A 22262-nucleotide genomic window follows, 5' to 3' on the forward strand; every position below is an offset into this window, starting at 1 on the left:
TGGAGTGGCGCCAGTACCGGTCGGCTGATATGCTCAGAGACCAGCTTGAGTTGCCAAAGACGGCATATAGCTTGAGGCTTGCGAAGAAGAACATTAATCCGAATAACACCGTTATAACAAATTGCCTGGGAGGCTGGTCAATCAATGAGTACTCATGTCTATTATGTTCCGTCCACCAACATTATGGGTAAAGGCTGTCTGAAGGATATTGGTCCTTACATTCAGGAATTGAATTTGAAGAAGGCGCTTGTGGTTACCGACAAATTTCTGGTCAAGAGCGGCATTGCCGGCAAATTGCTGGCTGTACTGGATGAAGCGGGGATTCAATATGCCCTCTATGATGAAGTCAAACCTAATCCAACGTGTAAAAATGTCCATGACGGTGTGGATTTTCTGAACGTTCAGGGCTGTGATTATCTGATCTCCATCGGCGGCGGCTCACCGCAGGATACTGCCAAAGCGATTGGAATTATTGCCACCAATGGCGGGCATATCAAGGAATACGAAGGTGTGCATATATCCAAACATAAATCTCTGCCAATCGTAGCTGTCAATACAACCGCCGGTACTTCTGCCGAAGTCACTATTAATTACGTAATTACCGATGAAGAACGCAAAGTGAAGATGGTTATGGTCGACAAAAACAGCATCGCTACCATTTCAGTGAATGATCCCGAGCTGATGATCGACAAACCGGCCGCGCTTACCGCCGCGACAGGAATGGATGCGCTCACCCATGCCATCGAAGCGCTGGTTACGCCTGGAGCCTATCCGGTAACTGATGCTACCGCACTGGCTGCGGTGGAGCTGATCTTCGCCAATCTGGCGCGGACCGTGAAGAACGGACATGATATTGAAGCGAGGGAGCAAATGGTCTATGCCATTTTCCTGGGCGGTCTGGCCTTCAATAATGCGGGTCTCGGCTACGTGCATGCGATGGCGCATCAGCTGGGCGGCGTATATGATCTTCCCCACGGTGTATGCAATGCAATGCTGCTGCCATATGTGGAAGAAGAAAATGCAAAACATGTACCAGAGAAATTCAGAAGTATTGCCAAAGCTATTGGACTGCAGGTTGAAGGCAAAACCGATCAGGAATGTGCGGCATTCGTTATTGAATCCATCAAGGCGCTGTCCAGGGAAGTGGGCATCCCGTCCAAATTGTCTGAGCTTGGCGTAGATGAAGTTGATCTGGATCTGCTCGCTGAGAACTCGATGAAGGATGCCTGCGCACCTGGTAATCCTTTTATACCTACCAAAGAAGAAGTAATTGCCCTGTTCCGCAAAATTCTCTAGTACAACATTTAGTAAGGAGAGCTTCTATGAACAAACATATCGCCGTCGATATTGGCGCCTCCAGCGGCCGGCTTGTGCTTGGGACCCTCAGGGATGGTATCCTGACTCTGGAAGAACTCCACCGGTTCAGTAATGGATTCACCGAGCACGAAGGCTCCTGCTTCTGGGACATTGATTATTTATTCGACCAGATTATTACGGGTCTACAGAAAGCCACGGCACACGGCATTACAGAGTGCACGTTAGGCATCGATACCTGGGCGGTGGATTATGTGCTCCTGGACGCGGAAGGCAGCCGCATCCAGGAGGTGTATGCGTACCGGGATTGCCGGACGGAAGGAATGATGGAGGAAGTGGCTGCGCTCATTCCGCCGGAGACGGTTTATGCCAAAACAGGGATTCAGCAATTAACCTTTAATACGCTATACCAACTGTATGCCCATGACCGAAATGAACGGGCCGCAGCAGAACAAATTCTGCTGGTGCCGGATTATCTCTACTATAGATTAGGCGGACGGAAGATCAATGAGGTGACCAATGCCTCGACCACTCAATTGCTAAATTTGCAGACTGGTGATTTTGACTCGGAACTGCTGTCCCTTTTACATTTGCGTAGAGAGCAGTTTGCTGTACTGACAGCTCCGGGTGAGAGCCTTGGTTATATCCGGGAGCAGCTTGTAAGCCGGTATAATCTGCCCCGGTGCCAACTGATTTGTGCAGCTACCCATGATACTGCATCTGCAGTGCTTGGTGTACCCGTGCAAAAGGGCCGATCATCAGCTTACATTAGCAGCGGTACCTGGTCGCTGCTGGGCGTGGAGCTTGACCAGCCGATTAACAATCCGCTAGCGATGGCAGCCAATTACACCAATGAATGGGGAGCCTTCGGCACCTACCGTTTCCTTAAAAACATCATGGGACTGTGGCTGATCCAGGAGGTGCGCAGATTGGACGGCGAACGCTACAGCTTCGCCGAGCTGGCCCGGCTTGCCGGGGAAGCCGAAGGCTTCCGCAGTCTGATTCCCTGCAACGATCCGCGGTTCCTGAATCCGGATCATATGATTGAGGAAATCCGTGCCGCTTGTGTGGAGAGCGGCCAGCCTGAGCCGCAGACACCGGGACAGCTTGCCCGCTGTATATTTGACAGCCTGGCCTTGTCTTACGGGAGTTATCTGCAGGAGCTTGAAGCTCTGACGGGAACGGCGGTTGAGGTGCTGCAAATCGTAGGCGGCGGTGCGAATAACGGACTGCTGTGCCAGCTGACCGCCAACGTTATCGGCAGGGAAGTGCTGGCGGGTCCGACAGAGTCGACAGCACTGGGGAATCTCGCGGTTCAGCTGATTCATGAGGGCAGTGTGGCCCATATAGCTGAAGCCAGAGAGATCATCGGGAACTCTTTTCCGATTGTATCTTATACCCCTCAACCGGTCCCTGAGCTGCAACATCTGCTGGAGCGCTGGGAGGCCCTTCGTGCACCCGATGTCCTTTAGGCAGTGCATGATCACCACATGACCGGTTTTTGTTTTCGAAGCCATTTTATATGAAGTGAAATCAGGGAGCGGATGCTCACAAAACTTTTAGGAGGTTACAGCATGGATCAGAGCATCATCAACAGTTATCACGAAGCCCAAAAATTATATGCAGCCCATGGAATCAACGTGGATGAGGTTTTGGAGAAGCTTGCACAGATCAAAATTTCACTCCACTGCTGGCAAGGGGACGACGTCAAAGGATTTCTATTCAAAGACAAGGAGCTGAGCGGGGGGATTGCTGTAACCGGCAGTTACCCTGGCCGTGCCGGTACACCGGATGAGCTGCGTAAGGATTTGGAAAAGGCCTTGTCGCTGATTCCGGGCAAACACAAGGTGAATCTGCATGCCATCTACGCTGATACGGATGAACAGGTGGATCTGGATGAGCTGGAACCGCGCCATTTTGCACCTTGGGTCGACTGGGCAAAGGAACAGGGGCTGGGTCTGGATTTCAATCCAACCTGCTTCTCCCATCCCAAAGCGGCAGACGGCTTCACCTTAAGCCACGCGGATGAGGAAATCCGCAGCTTCTGGATCAAGCACTGCAAGGCTTCGCGCAAGATTTCCGAATATTTTGGCCGCGAGCTAGGACAGACCTGTGTGACGAACTTCTGGGTACCGGACGGTTACAAGGATACTCCGGTAGACCGTCTGTCCCCGCGCATTCGGCTGAAGGAATCCCTCGATGAGGTATTCAGTGAAGAGATTGATCCTAAGTACAACATCGATGCGGTAGAGAGCAAGCTGTTCGGAATTGGTTCGGAGAGTTATGTGGTTGGATCTCATGAATTCTATATGGGCTATGGATTGACCCGCGGCAAGGCGATCTGCCTGGATGCCGGACATTTCCATCCGACAGAAGTGATCTCCAATAAATTGTCCTCCATTCTGATGTTCAGCGAACAACTTCTGCTGCATGTCAGCCGCCCGGTCCGCTGGGACAGCGACCATGTAGTCACTATGGATGATGAGCTGCTTGAAATCGCACGCGAGCTCGTTCGCGGGGATTTGCTGGGCCGCACGAATATCGGCCTGGATTTCTTTGACGGCAGCATCAATCATATCGCTGCATGGGTTATTGGCACACGCAATACCATCAAGGCGCTCTTGCGCGCCATGCTGGAGCCGGTGGCAGAGCTAAAGGCTATCGAGCTGGCAGGAGACTATACTTCCCGTCTGGCCCTGGTCGAAGAATTCAAGTCTTATCCATTCGGTGCTGTCTGGGATTATTACTGCGCTTCGCAGAATACACCTGTACGCGAACAATGGCTGGCTGAAGTGAAGAGCTATGAGCAGGAAGTGTTGTCTGCTAGATAACGGCTGATCCGAAGTTATGGGCTACGCTAGCAATGCATACAAAGGAGAGAAAACATATGAATACATCCGTAATTGAGTCCAAAGGCTATATTGCCGGTATAGAAGCACCGTTTATCCGGGAGATGTCGGAAATTACCCATCACATGTGGTCGCTCGGCTGGGATGAGCTGAACGGCGGTAACGTGAGTTACCTGCTGGATGAGGAAGAGGTAGCGAAATATATCAACATCCGTGAGTCTTTGCGGACGATTAAGCTGACTTTTCCGGTACAGGAGCTGGCTGGAAAATATTTTATCGTTACCGGTTCGGGCAAATACTTCCGCAATGTGATCAAGGATCCGGAAGCGAATCTCGGCGTCCTTCGTGTCAGTGATAGCGGAGAGAGTGTTGAAGTCCTGTGGGGCCTTCGTGACGGCGCAGTACCGACCAGTGAGCTGGCTTCGCATTTCATGAGCCATATTGAACGTCTGAAGGTCGATCCTACGCACCGCATTGTGCTGCATACTCATGCTACGAACGTCATCGCCATGACCTTCACCCATGATCTGGATGAGCTGAAATTCACCAAAACCCTCTGGGAAATGTGCACTGAATGTCTGGTTGTCTTCCCGGATGGTGTCAGTGTCATTCCTTGGATCGTTCCGGGCAGCAGTGAAATCGGCCGGGCTACCGCCGACAAAATGAAAGAATATCGCGTGGTGATCTGGCCACAGCACGGCATTTTTGTCACCGGTGCCACTATGGACGCTACCTTCGGGCTCGTGGAAACGATCGAAAAAGCGGCAATCGTCTATAACCTGATTGGCGGCAGAGAAATCAAACAGAAGATTACGGACCGGCAGCTGGCTGATTTGGCTGCAGCCTTCCGCGTAACGCCAAAAGCAGGAATATTAGAATTATAGAATTCTTATGAATCAGGGAGCTTTTCATTTTAACTGAAACTTGAACCGGTCACAAGCAGTGAACTCCTGTGGCCGGCTTTTTTTGTGTGCAGGGAATCCTGCAGGCACTCCGTTTGCTTTTAAGCATGACAAGAGGCATAATATGCTTACTTAAAATATAAGGATCAATACGTTCCACGCTATAATCATCCTTCTATTTCTCGCGGTAACTCTTCGTCCTTAACAAGACGGCGGGTTACCGCATGAGCAATTATATTAATTAACGGAGGCTGAATATGAACACTGATAAATTGTTTGCTCCTTTTCAAGCAGGAGGCTTGTCCCTCACCAATCGTATCGTAATGGCACCTATGACCCGCGTGTATTCGCCTAATGGCGTTCCTGGCGAAGATGTTGCTGCCTATTACCGCCGCCGTGCTGAAGGCGGAGTGGGCCTGATCATTACCGAAGGGACGGCGATCAACCATCCGTCAGCGGTCAGCCACCAGAATATCCCGAACTTTCATGGTGAAGCCTCTCTTAAAGGCTGGGCAAAAGTGGTGGAAGAGGTTCATGCCGCTGGCGGCAAGATCGTTCCCCAACTCTGGCATGTCGGCATGGCCCGCTCCGTTGGCCAATTACCAAATGTAGATGCACTGCCGGTTGGCCCTTCCGGACTGGACTTGGCCGGTGAGCAGATTACGGAACCTATGACTAAGCAGGAAATTGACGGGATTGTGGCTGCCTTCGCCCGGGCTGCTGCTGATGCCCAAGCAGCAGGCTTTGACGGAATTGAGCTGCATGGTGCACACGGCTACCTGATAGACCAATTTTTCTGGGAAAAAACCAACAAACGGACGGATGAGTACGGCGGCGATCTGGAAGCACGGACGACATTTGCCGTTGAAATCATCGATGCCTGCCGTCGTGCGGTCGGTCCGGATTTCCCAATCATTCTCCGTTTTTCGCAGTGGAAGAGCGGGGACTACTCCGCCAAGCTGGCGCAGACACCGGATGAGCTTGCCCGTTTTCTCACTCCGCTCAGCAATGCCGGTGTGGATATTTTCCACTGCTCGACGCGCCGCTTCTGGCTGCCGGAATTTGAGGGCTCCGAGCTGAATCTGGCGGGCTGGACGAAGAAAATCACCGGGAAACCAACAATTACTGTTGGTTCTGTAGGTTTGAACAGTGAGTTTGTAACCGCAGTTACCGAAAAAAATGATGAAGATAATATCGAACGTCTGCTGGAGAAATTGGAAAATGCTGAGTTCGATCTAGTGGCCGTCGGCAGAGCTCTTATCAGTGATCCTGCCTGGCCTGCAAAGGTACAGAGCGGCAGAACAGACGAGATTATTGCTTTTACTTCCGAAGCGACGAAGACTCTATATTAAAGTGATTAGGATATACTGAATATGTAGCCGCCCTGGTCAGGGCGGTTTTTTCTGTTAAAAGATAAGAATTTATATGTTTCACGCTATAAATTATCCTTCTCTTTCTCGCTGAAACGGTGCCGTCCTTAAAAAAGGACGGCGAAGCCGTTTCCACTTGGCCCGCTGATTACCGGAATGGATGATTTATGCTATAATTTTTACTTGAGCATTACCATATCAGCCTTGCAGATGGTGTAGGGCTTCATGAATAAAGGACGTGAAACCATGACAATAGGGAATAACTCACCGGACTTAAAATCCGGCAAGGGTGGTTCGAAGGATTACTCGAAATATTTTGATTTTTCTGATGCCAAAGTCATCAGTGAAGAAGAAGGCAAAACAACTTACCGGATCAAGGGCCGTACTGTTCAGATCAATTCCAACCCGGATTACAAGGAAGGCAAACGCCGGGGCAAGCAGGAAATTGAAGTCATTGACTTCGAGAACACGGAAACGAACCAGATTATGGAAGAATTCAGAGAGATCAACCGGCACAAGCAGCATTATTACTCCATAGCCACCTACGGCTGCCAGATGAATGAGCATGACACTGAAACGATGAAGGGGCTCCTGGAGCAGATGGGTTACCTCGGCACCGAGGACCGTAATCTGGCGGATATCATTCTGCTGAACACCTGCGCCATCCGGGAGAATGCGGAAGATAAGGTATTCGGCGAGCTTGGACACCTGAAGAATCTGAAGCTGGAGAAACCGGGTCTCTTGCTTGGTGTCTGCGGCTGCATGTCGCAGGAGGAAGGTGTGGTCAACCGGATAATGTCCAAGCATGGATTTGTGGATATGATTTTCGGTACCCATAACATCCACCGCCTGCCGCAGCTTGTTAAGGAAGCGTACTTTAGTAAAGAACTTGTCGTAGAGGTCTGGTCCAAGGAAGGCGACATTATTGAGAACCTTCCCAAGAAGCGGGAGGGCATGCGTGCTTGGGTGAACATCATGTATGGCTGCGACAAGTTCTGTACCTATTGCATTGTACCGTTTACGCGGGGCAAGGAGCGCAGCCGCCGTCCTGAAGATGTAATCGGTGAGATGCGGGAGCTGGCACGGCAAGGTTTTAAGGAAGTAACATTGCTGGGCCAGAATGTTAATGCCTACGGCAAGGATTTTACCGATATAGACTATACATTCGGGGACCTGATGGATGATATGCGGAAGATCGATATTCCTCGCATCCGCTTCATGACATCGCACCCCCGCGATTTTGACGATAAATTAATTGAAGTGCTCGGCAAAGGCGGGAATCTGACAGAGCATATCCATCTGCCGGTACAGTCGGGAAGTACCGAGGTGCTGAAAAAAATGAGCCGGAAATACAGCCGCGAAACGTATCTGGAGCTTGTCCGGAAAATCAAGGCCAGCGTGCCGAATGCCGTGCTGACTACGGATATTATTGTCGGCTTCCCTGGTGAGACCGAAGAGCAGTTCGGGGATACACTGTCCCTGGTGCGCGAAGTGGGCTATGATATGGCATATACTTTCATTTATTCTCCGCGGGAAGGAACACCGGCAGCTTCCATGGAGGACAATGTAACGCCTGAGGTGAAGAGTGAACGCCTGCAGCGGTTGAATGATCTGATCAAGGAGCAGAGCCGGGACAGCAATGACCGGATGCTTGGCGAGATCGTCGAGGTGCTGGTGGAAGGCGAGAGCAAGAACAATTCGAATGTGCTGTCCGGACGCAGCCGCGCCAACAAACTGGTGCATTTTGAAGGGCCGAAGGAATGGATCGGAACCTTTGTTCACGTTAGAATTACCGATACGAAGACATGGTACATCAAAGGGGATTGTGTAGCTGAAGCTGCGGCAATTCTATAATTATAGAGGAATGGGGCGATAGTAATGAGCCAGGAAGAACCGCGTGTGAACCAATACGGAATGAACACCTACAATACCCGTGACCTGATTGTGCGAGAGGATATTATGGGCAAAGCCAAGGAGCTTGCCTCGCTCATTTCCACCAGTGAAGAAGTAAAGCATTTCCAGCAGGCTGAGCAGAAGATACAGAATCATGAACGGGTGCAAAGCCTCATCGCTACAATCAAGAAGAAGCAGAAAGAGATTGTGGCTTTTGAAAGCTTCAAGAACAAGGAAATGGTTGCCAAAATCGAACGCGAAATTGAAGTCCTGCAGGATGAGATCGACGGAATTCCGGTCGTGAATGAGTTCCAGCAAAGCCAGAGCGACATTAACTATCTGCTGCAGCTCGTCATTTCTGTGATCCGGGACACCGTTTCAGAGAAAATCAATGTAGAAGCGGGTACCGAAGCACCTCCTTCGACCTGTGGTGACTAAATCAAGAATAGACCACTTATTAAATAAGCTGCGGCAAAGGATGATTCATTGTGAGTGAGAACGGGGAACAAACCTATAACGTCAAAAAATACCGCACACCGGACGGCGTTCCGGCCGATATTGTCATGTTTACCCTGACCAAACGCGAGCGGAAGACCGTGACCAAGACGCTTCCGCTACGTGAACTAAAGGTCATGCTCGTGAAACGCAAAAAATGGCCGTGTGCCGGGATGTGGGCGCTGCCGGGCGGCTTTTGCCAGGAAGATGAGTCTATCTATGATGCCGCGACCCGTGAGCTGAAGGAAGAAACCGGTGTAGACGGCGGACATTTGGAATATCTGGGTGTCTACAGCAAGCCCGGACGCGATCCGCGCGGATGGATCATCAGCCATGCTTTCTTTGCGCTGGTGGAAGAATGGATGCTGGAGCATAGACAAGCTTCCGATGATGCGGATGAGGTTGGGCTGTTCACGCTGCAGGAAGCGCTTGAGGAGCTTGAGCTTGCTTTTGACCATCATGACATTATTTCGGATGCCTATTTGCGGATTCAGCAGCAAATGCTGCAGACGACGATTGCCAGGCAGTTTCTGCCGCGTCACTTCACACTAAGTGAACTGTATCAGGTGATCCAGACTGTCGTTCCTGAATTCAAAGAGCCCAATTTTATCCGCAAAATCACTTCAACCCGCAGCCGTCAGGGCATATTAAAAGAAGTACGGGATGAAGCCGGCAATCCGGTCAGCTCCAACCAGTATTCGCAGCGTCCGGCTCAGCTCTACATGTTCACGGATCATGAGCCTTTGTTATCAATCTATACCTAGGAGGGATAGGGAAATGAGAGCCTTGATCGTAATTGACTTCACCAATGATTTTGTGGACGGCAGTCTGCCCGTGGGGCAGCCCGGTATGGATATCGCACCACGGATCAGTGAGCTTACACAGATGTTTGTGGATAATGGGGATTACGTGGTGATGGCTGTCGATCTGCATGAGGAGAATGATCCCTATCATCCGGAGAGCAAGCTGTTTCCGCCGCATAATCTGCGGGGTACCGGGGGGCGTGAGCTATACGGCAGTCTGAAAGACGTATACGATCAGAATCAGGAATTAATATACTGGATGGACAAAACGCGTTACAGCGCCTTTTGCGGTACGGATCTCGAACAGAAGCTGCGTGAACGGGGGATTACCGAACTGCACCTGACCGGAGTATGTACAGATATCTGTGTCCTGCATACGGCAGTGGATGCCTATAACAAGGGCTTCAGTATTGTCGTTCACAAGGATGCGGTGGCCAGCTTCAATCCGGAAGGGCATGCCTGGGCGCTTGGACATTTCAGCGGAAGCCTCGGAGCGAACGTAGTGGCAGCAGAATAACCGCTTATTCACCATCTATAGAAAGCACCAGCGAAAAGCTAGGAGATGAGGATTTTGAGGAGAGAACTTGCTCTACATACAGACAAATATCAAATCAATATGATGTACGCCCATTGGGTGAACGGAAGCCATAAGCGCCGGGCGGTGTTTGAAGCCTATTTCCGCAAGCTTCCTTTCGGTAACGGCTTTGCCGTATTCGCCGGGCTGGAGCGTATAACCCAGTATATCGCCGAGTTGCGTTTTACGGAGGATGATATCCGCTACCTGTCGGAGCAGGAAGAGAATTATGCACCTGCTTTTCTCGAAGAGCTGCTGCAGTTCCATTTCCAGGGCAGCATACATTCCATGAAGGAGGGTGCCCTGGTTTTCCCGGATGAGCCTCTTGTCCGCGTCGAGGGGACGATCATGGAGGCGCAACTGGTAGAAACAGCTATTCTGAACTTTATGAACTACCAGACTCTGATTGCCACAAAGGCCTCGCGGATTAAGCAGGTGGCTCCGAAGGATACCCTGCTGGAGTTCGGCACACGGCGTGCGCAGGAAGCAGATGCAGCTGTATGGGGCGCACGGGCAGCTTATATCGGGGGCTTCCATGCAACCTCGAATATGCTGGCCGGCAAGAAGTTCGGTATTCCCACAAAGGGAACCCATGCCCATTCCTGGGTACAGAGCTTTGCCAGCGAGCAGGAAGCCTTCGATGCTTATGCCAAGGTGATGCCAGATGGCGTTACTTTGCTGGTGGATACGTTCGATACGCTGCGCAGCGGTGTGCCGCATGCGATCAATACGGCTAAGAAGCTGGAAGCGGCAGGCAAGCGGATGAATGGCATCCGGCTGGACAGCGGTGACTTGGCTTATTTGTCCATCCAGGCGCGCAAAATGCTGGATGAAGCCGGACTGGACTACGTGAAGATCGTAGCCTCCAATGATCTGGATGAAAATACGATTATGAACCTGAAATCTCAGGGAGCGGCCATTGATACTTGGGGTGTCGGCACACAACTCATCACGGCTTCGGATCAGCCATCCTTGGGCGGTGTATACAAACTTGTCGAAATTGAATCGCCTTCCGGTGAAATGGTCCCGACGATCAAGATTTCATCCAACCCGGAGAAAGTATCCACACCAGGCAAAAAAGAAGTTTTCCGGATCATTGGGCCCAAAGGCAAAGCTCTTGCTGACTATATCAGCTTCCCCGGGGAGAAAGAGCCGCAGAGCGGTGCCCGCCTGAAGCTGTTCAACCCGCTGCATCCCTATCTGCAGAAGTATGTGGAGAAATATAAGGCCATGCCGATGCTTGAGCCGATCTTTGTGAACGGGTTCCAGGCCTACACCTTGCCGGATCTGGATGAAATCCGGCGCTATCATCAGGAACAGATTGATTTATTCTGGCCGGAGTATCTCCGCAAGCTGAATCCCGAAGTATACCGCGTGAATCTCAGTGAGCAGGTATGGACCCGCAAGCAGCAGCTGATTGCGGAGCATTTGATGCCGGACCCGAATGATGAATTGAGCTAATATCCAAAAGTGAGAGATGACGGCGAGGCCGTTCCTGCAGTGGAGCTTCTGCTGTGGAACGGCCTTTTTGTATATGTAGAAAAGCAGTTTCCCTACAGTTCAGCTATCCACACTTTACCTGGTAAATTTATTCCATAGGACAATCTGCCTATTTACATCAGAGGATTGGAATAATATATTAATTATGTTCTTATTTTCAAATTATCAGATGGTTGGAGTTTTATTTTTTGCCGCAAAAGTTAAAGCGCTTTAACTTTTGCGTCCCGGAAGCTGATGTTTTCTAGGCTGCCAGGGAGGTGATGGTCCAGTCTGTATGGTATTTGGTCCGAAAAGTTTCTTACTCACGGGTATGCTTCCAAGGCGTGTTTTACACAAAGCTTATTGATGAAGCCGATGTCTACCAAACTTTGAGGAGTGATTGTTGATGGAAAATCAAGGGAAGCGCAGGTTGCACTGGAAATCGCTTGTATTGTTATGTCTGGCCATATTTATTCTGCCTGCAGGCTCTGCTTTTGCAGCGGTCAACAAACCGTTTCCACAGCATACTACGTATACTAGCGGGACGATCAAACCGAATAATGTAACTCAAACCGTGATGGACAATGCCGTGAAGACCAAATGGGACGCATGGAAAGCAGCATATCTCAAGCCGGCCGGTACGGGTAAATATTATGTCAAATATAACTCGGACGGGGAAACAGTATCAGAGGCGCATGGTTATGGCATGCTGTTCACGGTACTGATGGCTGGCTACGACAGCAACGCCCAGACATACTATAACGGGCTCTATAACTATTACACTGCGCATCCGAGTGCCATCAACCCGTATTTAATGTCCTGGAAACAAAACAGCAGCTTCCAGAATATTGAAGGCGAGGACTCCGCAACAGATGGTGACATGGACATTGCATTTTCACTTCTGCTCGCCCATAAGCAGTGGGGAAGCAGTGGCACGGTCAACTATCTACAGGCGGCTAATCAGATTATTGGCGCCATTATGGATAACGAAATTAATCAGACCCAGTGGACGATCCGGCTTGGGGATTGGGCCAATAGCGGTACGTATAATACGGCCACACGTCCTTCGGACTTCATGCTGAATCATTTAAAAGCCTTCCAGGCCGCGACGGGAGATTCGCGTTGGCAGAACGTAACAGACAAAACCTATACCATTATTAATAGCCTTTACACTGGATACAGTCCGAGCACCGGTCTTTTGCCTGACTTCGTCGTGTATTCCGGGGGCGTCTACAAACCGGCGGCAGGGGGCTTCCTGGAAGATGCGAATGACGGGAATTATAATTATAACTCCTGCCGCACACCATGGCGGATTACAACGGATTATCTGCTCACCGGAGATACCCGCGCCCTGAATCCATTGAACCAGCTCAACAGCTGGATCAAAACGAAGGTCAGCAGCACTCCGGGCAATATCAAGGACGGTTACAAGCTGAACGGGTCAACATTCGGAAGCTATAACAGCGGCGCTTTTTATGCTCCTTTTGGCGTAAGCGCAATGACCTCCTCAGCCAATCAGTCCTGGCTCAATTCTCTCTGGAGTCATACCTCTGGCAGCGCAGCGGAAGATTATTACGAAGACAGCATCAAGCTGTTCTCCATGATTGTGATGTCCGGTAACTGGTGGACCTACTAAACTATACGTGTCACAAATGAAGCATAGGCCTATCCGTCAACGGATGGGCTTTTTTTGTATATATGAAAAATGATGGGTCCCGAAGGAATGGGATGAATTTACTCCACTAAAATAAATCGTTATGGAGATATTAATATGCGGGGAACAATTTTTAAGGAGGGTTATAAATGAAAAAGATCTCAATAGCGATTATGTCAGTATGTCTTATGCTATCTACTGCTTCTGCGGTACAAGCATCACCTAGTGAGACTCAACACGAAAAGAAAATGCATATGCAACAACATGAGACTAAAGGAATCAAAGCAAAAAGCATGAAAGAGAAAAGCATGAAAGAGAAAAGCATGAAAGAGAAAAGCATGAAAGAGAAAAGCATGAAGGAGAAAAGCATGAAGGAGAAAAGCATGAAGGCAAAAAGCATGGAAGCCAAAGGAATAAAAATAAAAGCAACCAAGCTGCCAAAATCCGGTTTTGGCGGTGCCAGTGAGCAAATGGAATAGGAGGACGAAAGAGGGCGGATCACTTCCCCCTCTTTCTTTTCTAAACATGAGAAAATGGGCTGCTTTATTTTTTGTGATATTCATTTGCATTAGTCTTGCCGGTTGCTTGGACAACCACTCCGGCAACCATGAGAAAGCGGAAACCTTAATCCCCGAAGCTTCCCCGGCTCCTTCAGAAAAGCCGAAGATTTTGGAGGTCAAGAAGTCTGGAGTTCCTCCGGAGAAATTTTTGCCGGATATCATAGAAATTCCCTCCATTTCAGTTAAGGCAGTAATCAAGCCTGTTACCATCCTTGCTAATGGGCAAATGGACGTGCCTAAGAACACGGGTGTGACGGGAATACTATATCCCGGAATTTTACCCGGGGAAAAGGGAAATGTTATTATCGATGGACATGTGGATAGCTATACTGGGCCGGCGGTTTTTTACAAGCTGAAAAAACTGAAGCAGGGGGATCTGATTATTGTCTCTGACCAGCTGAAACACAGGTTAACTTACACTGTCGAATCAGCAGAGGTTTTTACCCCGGCAGAAGCACCAGTGGAGCGGATATTTGGGAAAACCGATGAATACCGCATGAATCTGATCACCTGTACAGGAAGATATAGCAGAAAGAAAAAGGAACATGAACAAAGATTAGTCATTTTTGCGAAGATAGGTGAGAAACTATGAAACAGTTCATAAGAAAGATGTATATCTGTGCTGCCGCAGGCATTATTTTTGCGGCCACATTGTTTTTTCCGTTACCCGGTGCAAAGGCTGAATCGGACAAGCATGAAATTGAAGCGGAGCTGAACGAAATGTTCAAGGCCCGGGCGGAGGCATTAATTCATCCGCGCCCGGAGTCCATCAATAAATATTACCTTCCGGAAAAAGCTAGCCAAATGGCACTGCAGCATGAGCATTTGCGGGAAGAGTATGTAAACAAGTGGGCGGAGAAAAGGGCGTTGAAGTTGACGAGCTCAGAGTCCAGTATTCGTATTATCCGTCAGAGCATTGTTGAGGATAAGGCCCGAATCTCCTTGGTGCAATCTCATAAAGTAGGATATGTATATATCAATAAAGTCATGCAGGAGCAAGTCTTCGGTGTTGGAACGAGGCACTTTCTCACATTAAAGAAAAGTGAAGGCCGTTGGAAGATCGCCCGGGAATGGTACCTCGATCCGCTGGATGAGAACCCTGCCAAAATTGCTGATGGACCTGAGGGCATAGCCCCAGCAGTTCGGGCAAAGTCCGAACCTACAGACGGACAAAAGTATAAGCGGAAACGGGCTGTACATTATGCCAATAAATACGCTGGTGCTGCGTGGGGAGCAGGGAATAAGCATCATTATAATAAAAAATACCTGGATTACACGGGTAAGGGCGGAGACTGTACCAATTTTGCTTCACAAGTAATAGGTGACCCAGAGGAAGGAGGGGGGTTGAACATGGCGGGAGGTTGGCGTTATTTTCAGAATTCAGGAGGAACGCAAACCTGGGTACAGACGGATGCCTTTAGTAATTACTTAACTAGATCCGGTTATGGAACTCTGATTGCCAAAGGCGATTACCATCATATCGTCACTCCTTCGCAAAAATACCCCGGGGGAGCCATTTCTCAGCTGCAGGCTGGTGATCTTATAGGCTATATATTGCGGCATAACGATACGGACCACTTTTCTGTTGTAGTCGGGTTTGATGATTATGGCTACCCTTTGGTCAATTCGCACACCGCAGACCGGTATCGTGTCCCTTTTGATTTAGGGTGGGATCGGGATACCAAATATCAGTTATTTCATATCAAAGATTGAGTAAGTTAATGCTTGTCAGCATATCGCGGGTTCACAGTCATAAATATAGAGATAAGAATCTATATTTATGCTGGAGGGAATCATGGGGATACCGCGGCTTCTCAATCAATTCATGATCAGAGCCGGTGCCATGTTCATAGTGAAATTGATTGGACTGGCTGGCCGTGTGATCCTTACAAGAATCGTTGGTGCTGAGGGAATAGGACTGTACCAAATTGCCTATTCCTTTTACGGCTTCATTTTGATGCTTACCAGCGGTCTACCAACGACGCTTGCAATTGCAACAGCTAAAGCACCTAAGCAGGGTTGGAGGATTTTTAAGGTAGTGTTCCTCTGTCTCGTTCTTTCCGGTTGCGTTCTTGGTCTGAGCATTTTTAAGAATTCAGCCACTATTGGTCAGTTGCTTGGAAACCCTGGATTAGCATATGCAATTCGAAGCCTTGCTCCATCCTTGTGGATAGTTCCCCTTCTCGGATTAATAAGAGGATACTTGCAAGGGTTGAAACAAGTCGGGATCATCGCCCTGTCTGAGATCGCTGAGCAGGCATTCAGAACTGTATTCATGCTGTTGATTGTTGGACAGCTACTGTCGCTCGGTGTAGAACGGGCAGTTGGATATGGACTATACGGTACTTTTTTAGGGGCGTTCCTCTCCTTCATTATATTGACTGTATGCATTTCTCTTAAAAAAGCAGAGTTCCCCCTTAGCAGGGCTCCAGATCAATTATTAACAACGTCCTGGTTTGTGAACACTTCGTTAGCGATCTCAGCTACCCGCCTGTTAATTCCATTTTCAGAATTCCTTGACGCTCTTATTATTCCCGATCGTCTGGTTGCAGCGGGAAACACTGCTTCTGAAGGTACCGCTATATACGGAGTTATTTATGGAATGGCTGTTATTGTGGTTTATGCGCCTACGTTGTTTATTGGAGCATTGAGTCATATCTTAACCAGTCAAATTGTTGCCGAATGGCAGCAGGGTAACCAGAGAAAATTCAATAGTCTCTGTAATACAGCCATATGCACATGTTGGTTATGGGGAGGACTAACGAGTTTGTTTTTGTTTTTCTACTCGGACGAGTTATCTTATTACATCTTTCATAGTGATAGCGCAAGTAATATGATTAGATATCTATCCCCAATTCCGCTTATCGTTGGTTTTCGGGAGATTTCCACCAGTATTTTGTGGGCGCAGGATAACCGGAAGAATCCTTTCATGGGGATACTTACTGGAATTGTATGTTCAATCATGGTCCAATATTTTTTGGTGGCAATCCCTGGTTATGAATATAAGGGGGCTGCTCTTGCAATTCTGTTGCTTGAAACAATGGCTTCTATTTGGAATATTAAAGTGTTATTCTTCTCAAAAGTGAACTTAAAGAGGGTAGTAAAACCTTTGCTATGTGATTTAACGTTCGGGATTTGCATACTTCTAGGAATGGCCCTTTCGACTCCCCCCTCAGAAAACATTATCAGTCTGTGGCGATTTTTATGTATCGGCGCTTTATTTTTTGCGGTTACAGGGGGGTATATTTATTTGCGCTGTATACGGAAATTTCTGTGATATTAAAATCAAGTGAATACACAAACATTGTCCCGTCAGTGATTTTATGCTGGCGGGCTTTTTTGTGCATTATAGTTTGGTTATGAGACACTAACGGAATGCGTTAAAAAGGCGGAAAAAGGAATCGAAACACATCCGTGATAACGGGTTTTTTAAGAAAATTAGTGACAATATTCGAACGCAAAAAAAACCGCCTGTAAAAGGAATAAAGATCATTGACGATGTTGCTCATACTATGATCCGATCATGTTTTATGTGACATTTTTAACATCTTAATTTTTAATTTTATTGCTAAATTAAGGGTGACATAGGTTCCACATTCGACTTGGGAAGTCAGGATTAACACACAATATTCACATTTTGTCGTTTTTATGGCAGATTATCTTCTATTAAAGTAACACAGCACTGTCGCGTATAAAGAAATCGATTGAAATCCATAAATTATTGTGATTCCTGAGGCGTGGAAAATGCAAGATATGTCACTTCGCGACTTGCAAAATCAAGTTACAATCGTTGAAAAAGTCAAAAGGATGTTATTCTACTTGACACTAAGAAAGGGGTTATGTCGGTGGTACAATTACCTATCGTTAACGATCTCGGATTTTTTGAGATTCGTCTGGAGTCCATTGGAGGCTTAGGTGCGAACCTGGCGGGCAAAATGCTCGCAGAAGCAGGGGTGGTCGGAGCGGGCCTTAATGGTGTCAGCTTCTCATCTTACGGCTCGGAGAAGAAGGGGTCTGCTGTTAAGGCGCATATCCGTTTCTGTGATCTGAACACACCTATCCGCGACACCTCTCCTGTGGAACGTCCACATGTTGTGGGTGTATTCCATGAAGCGCTGGCCAAGACAGTCAACGTGACCAGTGGTATTCATGAGCAGAGCACCGTACTCGTGAATTCGGCCAAATCGCCGGAGGAGCTGAAAGAGCTCCTGAAGATGAAAGCCGGAACCATTGCCGTAATTGATGCAACAAGTATTGCACTGAAAGAGAAGAATCGCGTGAATATGGCAATGTTGGGTGCGTTGTTCCGGCTTTGTCCATTTCTTGATACCGCAACGATGAAGGATGTTATTGAGAAGTCCCTTGGCAAAAAATATCCCCAGGCTGTCGAGTCAGCCATCACAACATTTGACCGCGGTTATAATGAAGTGAAGTTTATGCAATTTGAGCTGGCTGCAGGGGATAGCATGCCTGAATATGTCCGTTCCGATATTGGAGTTCTGGGTTATGATACACAGCCGATTGGCGGATCTATTATTAATCCAGGGAGCACCTTCCTGAAAAATTTGAGTATTTCCCGCTCCGGTATGATCCCGGCGTATGAGAACGAAGCGTGCATCCACTGTGCTCAGTGCGATACGGTATGTCCGGATCAGTGCTTTGTATGGGAAGAACGGATTGACCGCAAGGGCCGTTCACAAATGTTCCTGACGGGTATCGATTATCAATATTGCAAGGGTTGCCTGAAATGTGTCGATGCCTGTCCGACATCCGCACTGTCAAGCCAGCGTGAGAAGGAAGGCTATGCGGACACCCACACAGTGCATCACCAATTTGATCTGATTACACAGGTCTAATCCTTGGAAGAAAGGTGGAATGAATAATGGCTATTGATTATGAACAAGAAGTAGGCTCCACCAAAGTGGAGCAGAAATTCCTATATGAATCCGGTAATGAAATGGCTGCATATGCTGCTCATCAGATCAACTATCACGTGATGGGCTATTTTCCGATTTCGCCATCTACTGAAGTGGCCCAGTTCCTGGATACTATGAAAGCCAGCGGACAGCACGACATCATGCTTGTACCTTCCGATGGTGAGCATAGCTCTGCGGGGATCTGTTACGGCGCATCAACTGCAGGCGGACGCGTATTCAACGCAACCAGTGCCCAAGGCTATATGTTCATGCTGGAGCAATTACCTGTACAAGCAGGTACGCGCATGCCTATGGTCATGAACCTGATCTGCCGCTCGATCTCCGGTCCCCTTAATATTCACGGTGACCACTCCGATCTATATTTTGCCCTCAATACCGGCTGGCCGATTCTGATGTGTCGTGATCCTCAATCTGTCTACGACATGAATCTGATGGCCCTGAAGCTGGCTGAACACGCCAAGGTCCGACTTCCGGTAATGGTCGCATCTGACGGCTATTTCACATCTCACCAGAAGCGGCGCGTGCAAGCCTTTGCCCATCGGGAGGATGTTCACAAGTTTGTTGGCGAACAGCCCCCAGCGGGCTTCACAGACACCTTGGACCGCAACAATCCAGTTACCGTAGGACCGTACATGAACGAACCGGATTATATTAATAACCGTTATCAGCAATCTGTTGCGATGTACAATGCCGGAGAGGTATTCGAAGAGATTGCCCAGGAATTCGCTGAGCTGACCGGACGACACTATCCGATGATCGAGCAGTACCGGATGGAAGATGCCGATGTTGCCGTGTTCCTGATGAACTCCGCCTCGGAGATCATCAAGGATGTTGTGGACCAGCTTCGCCTCCAGGGGATCAAAGCCGGAGCCATCTCTCCGAACATGATCCGCCCTTTCCCGCAGAAGCAAATCGCTGAAGCGCTGAAGAATGTGAAGGCCATTACGGTCGGTGACCGTGCGGATTCCGTCGGCGGACATGGCGGCAACATGGTTAACGAGATCAAGGCAGCGCTGTTCACTTACGGAAATACAACCACCAAAGTAATCAGCCGGATTTATGGACTGGGAGGCAAGGACTTCTATGCCGAAGACGGACATCATTTCTTCCAATTGGCAATAGATGCAGTTGTTGCTGACCGTGTGGAAATTCCGTTTGATTACTATGGCCACAATCCTGGAACGCCGGACAAAGCGCCGAAGCGTCTGCTGAAGCCGATGAGTTTTGAATCACTGAAGACAGGTCTTATCACCGTGAAGCAGAACGAAGAGACAGGTAAGCTTAGTGTGAAGGTTCCGCCAATCCGCAGCCTGATGAAGAAACCGAGACGGCTATCACCGGGACACGGCGCATGTCCGGGCTGTGGTATTTTCTCAGGTCTGGAGCTGTTCTTCAAAGGAATTGAAGGGGATATTGTTGCCCTGTATCACACGGGCTGTGCAATGGTCACAACGACCGGTTATCCTTATTCAGCTCATAAATCGACGTTCATCCACAACCTGTTCCAGAATGGTGCAGCTACATTGTCTGGTGTCGTGGAGATGTTCTGGGAACGCAAACGCCGCGGAGAACTGGATGGATTGGGAATACAGGAAGACTTTACCTTTGTCATGGTAACTGGTGACGGGGGCATGGATATCGGCATGGGTCCGGCTATCGGTGCTGCACTACGCGGTCACAAGATGATTATTGTTGAGTACGATAACGAGGGATACATGAATACAGGCGCCCAACAGTCGTATTCCACACCACTCGGCCACCGGACTTCGACTTCAAGCATCGGCAAAACACAGCAGGGTAAAGTAACCCAGCATAAGGATACCGCTCAGATTATGGCAGCCACCAACATCCCTTATGTTTTTACCGGTTGTGAGGCTTACCCGCAGGATCTGCTTAAGAAGGCGGCCAAAGCCCAGTGGTATGCCCAGAATGAGGGTCTGGTCTATGGCAAGATTCTTATTGCATGTCCGCTGAACTGGATGAGTGAAGACAAGGACGGTACGAATATTGTATCGCTGGCAGTGGAATCCTGCTTCTTCCCGCTCTATGAAGTAGAGCAGGGCACGACGACGATTACGTACAATCCGGAAGAGAAAGACAAGCGCGTGGATGTTGCTGCATGGCTGAAAACAATGGGCAAAACGCGTCATCTTCTCAAGCCCGAAAACGAACCGGCGCTGCGCGCCTTCGAGGGTGAAGTACAGCGTCGCTGGAACCGTCTCAAAGCCAAACACGAGCACCCGGATTTATAGGACGAATAACATCTGTACTCATCAATAAATAGACGGGCCTGGCAGAATTGATCTGCCGGGCTTTTTTATGTCAAAACCTCACGAAAAAAACTATTTAATAAAACACTTTTATAAAGTATTATAATAAGTGGGGTGAACAGTAATGATGAATATCGGAGGAAACGCTCTGGTTATTAAGGAAGTGAATATCAACCTGGTGCGGCGTGTTCTGAAGGAATGTAAACAAGCCACCAAACGGCAGATTGCTGAGGGAACAGGCCTGAGCATCGTTACAGTCGGTACAGTGCTTGAAATTTTAATCCAGCATAGCGAGGTGGTGGAGGCGGGGCGAATTTCATCCAGTGGGGGAAGACCTGCCCAGCAGTACATATACAATGATGAGCATGCCTTGGCATTGATCCTGTTCCCATTTGAAGAGCTTGGAGGGATCAGTATCCGCTGCACCGTGGTTACACTCTTTGGGCGTTGTCTGCATGAGGCGAGCATACCTGTGCAAAAGGTTGATCTGATCTGCTTCGAAGTCATCATTGATGAAGTGTTGAAGCGGTTTCCCGCTATAGGGGCGATTGGTTTTGGACTGCCGGGTGCAGAAGCAGATGGAAGACTGGTGGTATCAGATTATGATACACTGCGCGGTATCCCAGTAGCGGAACATTTCAGACAGCGTTACCAGAAGCAGGTAATTATCGAGAATGATGTCAACGCTGCGGCAATCGGAAACTACAGCAGAACTGAGATGGAGACAGACGCTCCAGCAATCTATTTATACTTTCCTGACCGTTTTCCGCCAGGGGCTGGGATTATTATGAACGGCAGACTTCAGAAAGGGAAAAGTGGTTTTGCCGGGGAAGTGGCCAATATCCCTTTGGGTATTGCCTGGGGCAGCAGTGAATGGCAGTCCTCACCGGAGAAGCTGACTTACGCCATTTCCAGGCTGGTGTCTGCGGTCAGCAGTGTACTAAACCCGGGGTCGGTGGTACTATACGGCAGCTTTTTACAGGAGGGACATCTGATTGGTATTACGGAACAATGTGCAGAGTTGCTGCCGCCTGGTGCGGTTCCTCATATTGTGCTCAGTATGGATTTCGCTGGAGATTATTTGCAAGGAATGATCGTTTCAACACTATCAACCCTGGAGACAGGGCTGCAATTGACCAAATCTGGAGTATAGGCGGTTGAC

Annotated in this window: 18 protein-coding genes; all 18 read left to right on the forward strand. The window is 48.8% G+C overall.

Annotated features, from left to right (window positions below; translation table 11 throughout):
• Window positions 1–144 precede the first annotated feature (144 nt).
• The 18 genes from A3848_RS17375 to A3848_RS17460 all read left to right on the forward strand — a co-directional run bounded on the left by A3848_RS17375 (window position 145) and on the right by A3848_RS17460 (window position 22253).
• Window positions 145–1296 (forward strand): iron-containing alcohol dehydrogenase, encoded by a 1152-nt coding sequence (locus tag A3848_RS17375; protein ID WP_074086179.1) that lies wholly within the window; start codon window positions 145–147, stop codon window positions 1294–1296.
• A gap of 26 nt (window positions 1297–1322) precedes the next feature.
• On the forward strand, window positions 1323–2786 hold the full coding sequence (gene rhaB / locus A3848_RS17380) for a rhamnulokinase (protein WP_074086180.1): 1464 nt from the start codon (window positions 1323–1325) through the stop codon (window positions 2784–2786).
• Between the two features lie 102 nt (window positions 2787–2888).
• The gene (rhaA, locus tag A3848_RS17385; RefSeq protein WP_074086181.1) at window positions 2889–4145 is read left to right on the forward strand and encodes an L-rhamnose isomerase; all 1257 of its coding nucleotides are present in this window, start codon (window positions 2889–2891) and stop codon (window positions 4143–4145) included.
• Between the two features lie 56 nt (window positions 4146–4201).
• Entirely contained in the window at window positions 4202–5047 is an 846-nt protein-coding gene (rhaD, locus tag A3848_RS17390; RefSeq protein WP_074086182.1) for a rhamnulose-1-phosphate aldolase, read from the forward strand.
• A 275-nt stretch (window positions 5048–5322) separates the two neighbouring features.
• Window positions 5323–6417 (forward strand): NADH:flavin oxidoreductase, encoded by a 1095-nt coding sequence (locus A3848_RS17395; RefSeq protein WP_074086183.1) that lies wholly within the window; start codon window positions 5323–5325, stop codon window positions 6415–6417.
• 264 nt (window positions 6418–6681) lie between these two features.
• Entirely contained in the window at window positions 6682–8289 is a 1608-nt protein-coding gene (gene miaB, locus A3848_RS17400; protein ID WP_074086238.1) for a tRNA (N6-isopentenyl adenosine(37)-C2)-methylthiotransferase MiaB, read from the forward strand.
• A gap of 24 nt (window positions 8290–8313) precedes the next feature.
• A complete protein-coding gene (locus A3848_RS17405; protein ID WP_074086184.1) occupies window positions 8314–8766 on the forward strand; it encodes a YlbF/YmcA family competence regulator in 453 nt (150 codons plus the stop codon).
• 50 nt (window positions 8767–8816) lie between these two features.
• A complete protein-coding gene (locus A3848_RS17410; RefSeq protein ID WP_371916018.1) occupies window positions 8817–9587 on the forward strand; it encodes an NUDIX domain-containing protein in 771 nt (256 codons plus the stop codon).
• A 13-nt stretch (window positions 9588–9600) separates the two neighbouring features.
• The gene (locus tag A3848_RS17415) at window positions 9601–10143 is read left to right on the forward strand and encodes a cysteine hydrolase family protein (protein WP_074086186.1); all 543 of its coding nucleotides are present in this window, start codon (window positions 9601–9603) and stop codon (window positions 10141–10143) included.
• A 45-nt stretch (window positions 10144–10188) separates the two neighbouring features.
• Entirely contained in the window at window positions 10189–11661 is a 1473-nt protein-coding gene (locus A3848_RS17420) for a nicotinate phosphoribosyltransferase (RefSeq protein ID WP_074086187.1), read from the forward strand.
• A 424-nt stretch (window positions 11662–12085) separates the two neighbouring features.
• Complete coding sequence (locus A3848_RS17425) at window positions 12086–13315, forward strand: family 8 glycosyl hydrolase (protein ID WP_074086188.1); 1230 nt, start codon at window positions 12086–12088, stop codon at window positions 13313–13315.
• 167 nt (window positions 13316–13482) lie between these two features.
• A complete protein-coding gene (locus tag A3848_RS17430; RefSeq protein WP_074086189.1) occupies window positions 13483–13812 on the forward strand; it encodes a hypothetical protein in 330 nt (109 codons plus the stop codon).
• Window positions 13796–14485: a class F sortase gene (locus tag A3848_RS17435; RefSeq protein WP_143192421.1), complete on the forward strand. Its 690-nt coding sequence runs from the start codon at window positions 13796–13798 to the stop codon at window positions 14483–14485. Before A3848_RS17430 ends, A3848_RS17435 begins: the two co-directional genes overlap by 17 nt.
• The gene (locus A3848_RS17440; RefSeq protein ID WP_074086191.1) at window positions 14482–15606 is read left to right on the forward strand and encodes an amidase domain-containing protein; all 1125 of its coding nucleotides are present in this window, start codon (window positions 14482–14484) and stop codon (window positions 15604–15606) included. Before A3848_RS17435 ends, A3848_RS17440 begins: the two co-directional genes overlap by 4 nt.
• 112 nt (window positions 15607–15718) lie before the next feature.
• Window positions 15719–17170, forward strand: a complete 1452-nt coding sequence (locus A3848_RS17445) for an oligosaccharide flippase family protein (RefSeq protein WP_256701817.1) — start codon at window positions 15719–15721, stop codon at window positions 17168–17170.
• Between the two features lie 568 nt (window positions 17171–17738).
• Window positions 17739–18749 (forward strand): 2-oxoacid:acceptor oxidoreductase family protein, encoded by a 1011-nt coding sequence (locus A3848_RS17450; protein ID WP_371916096.1) that lies wholly within the window; start codon window positions 17739–17741, stop codon window positions 18747–18749.
• A gap of 26 nt (window positions 18750–18775) precedes the next feature.
• Window positions 18776–21082, forward strand: coding sequence for a thiamine pyrophosphate-dependent enzyme (locus A3848_RS17455; protein ID WP_074086194.1), 2307 nt, complete (start codon window positions 18776–18778; stop codon window positions 21080–21082).
• A 145-nt stretch (window positions 21083–21227) separates the two neighbouring features.
• On the forward strand, window positions 21228–22253 hold the full coding sequence (locus A3848_RS17460) for an ROK family protein (RefSeq protein WP_256702436.1): 1026 nt from the start codon (window positions 21228–21230) through the stop codon (window positions 22251–22253).
• Window positions 22254–22262: the final 9 nt, after the last annotated feature.

Source organism: Paenibacillus sp. P32E, from assembly GCF_001909085.1.
GTDB classification, from domain to species: Bacteria; Bacillota; Bacilli; order Paenibacillales; family Paenibacillaceae; genus Paenibacillus_AQ; species Paenibacillus_AQ helianthi.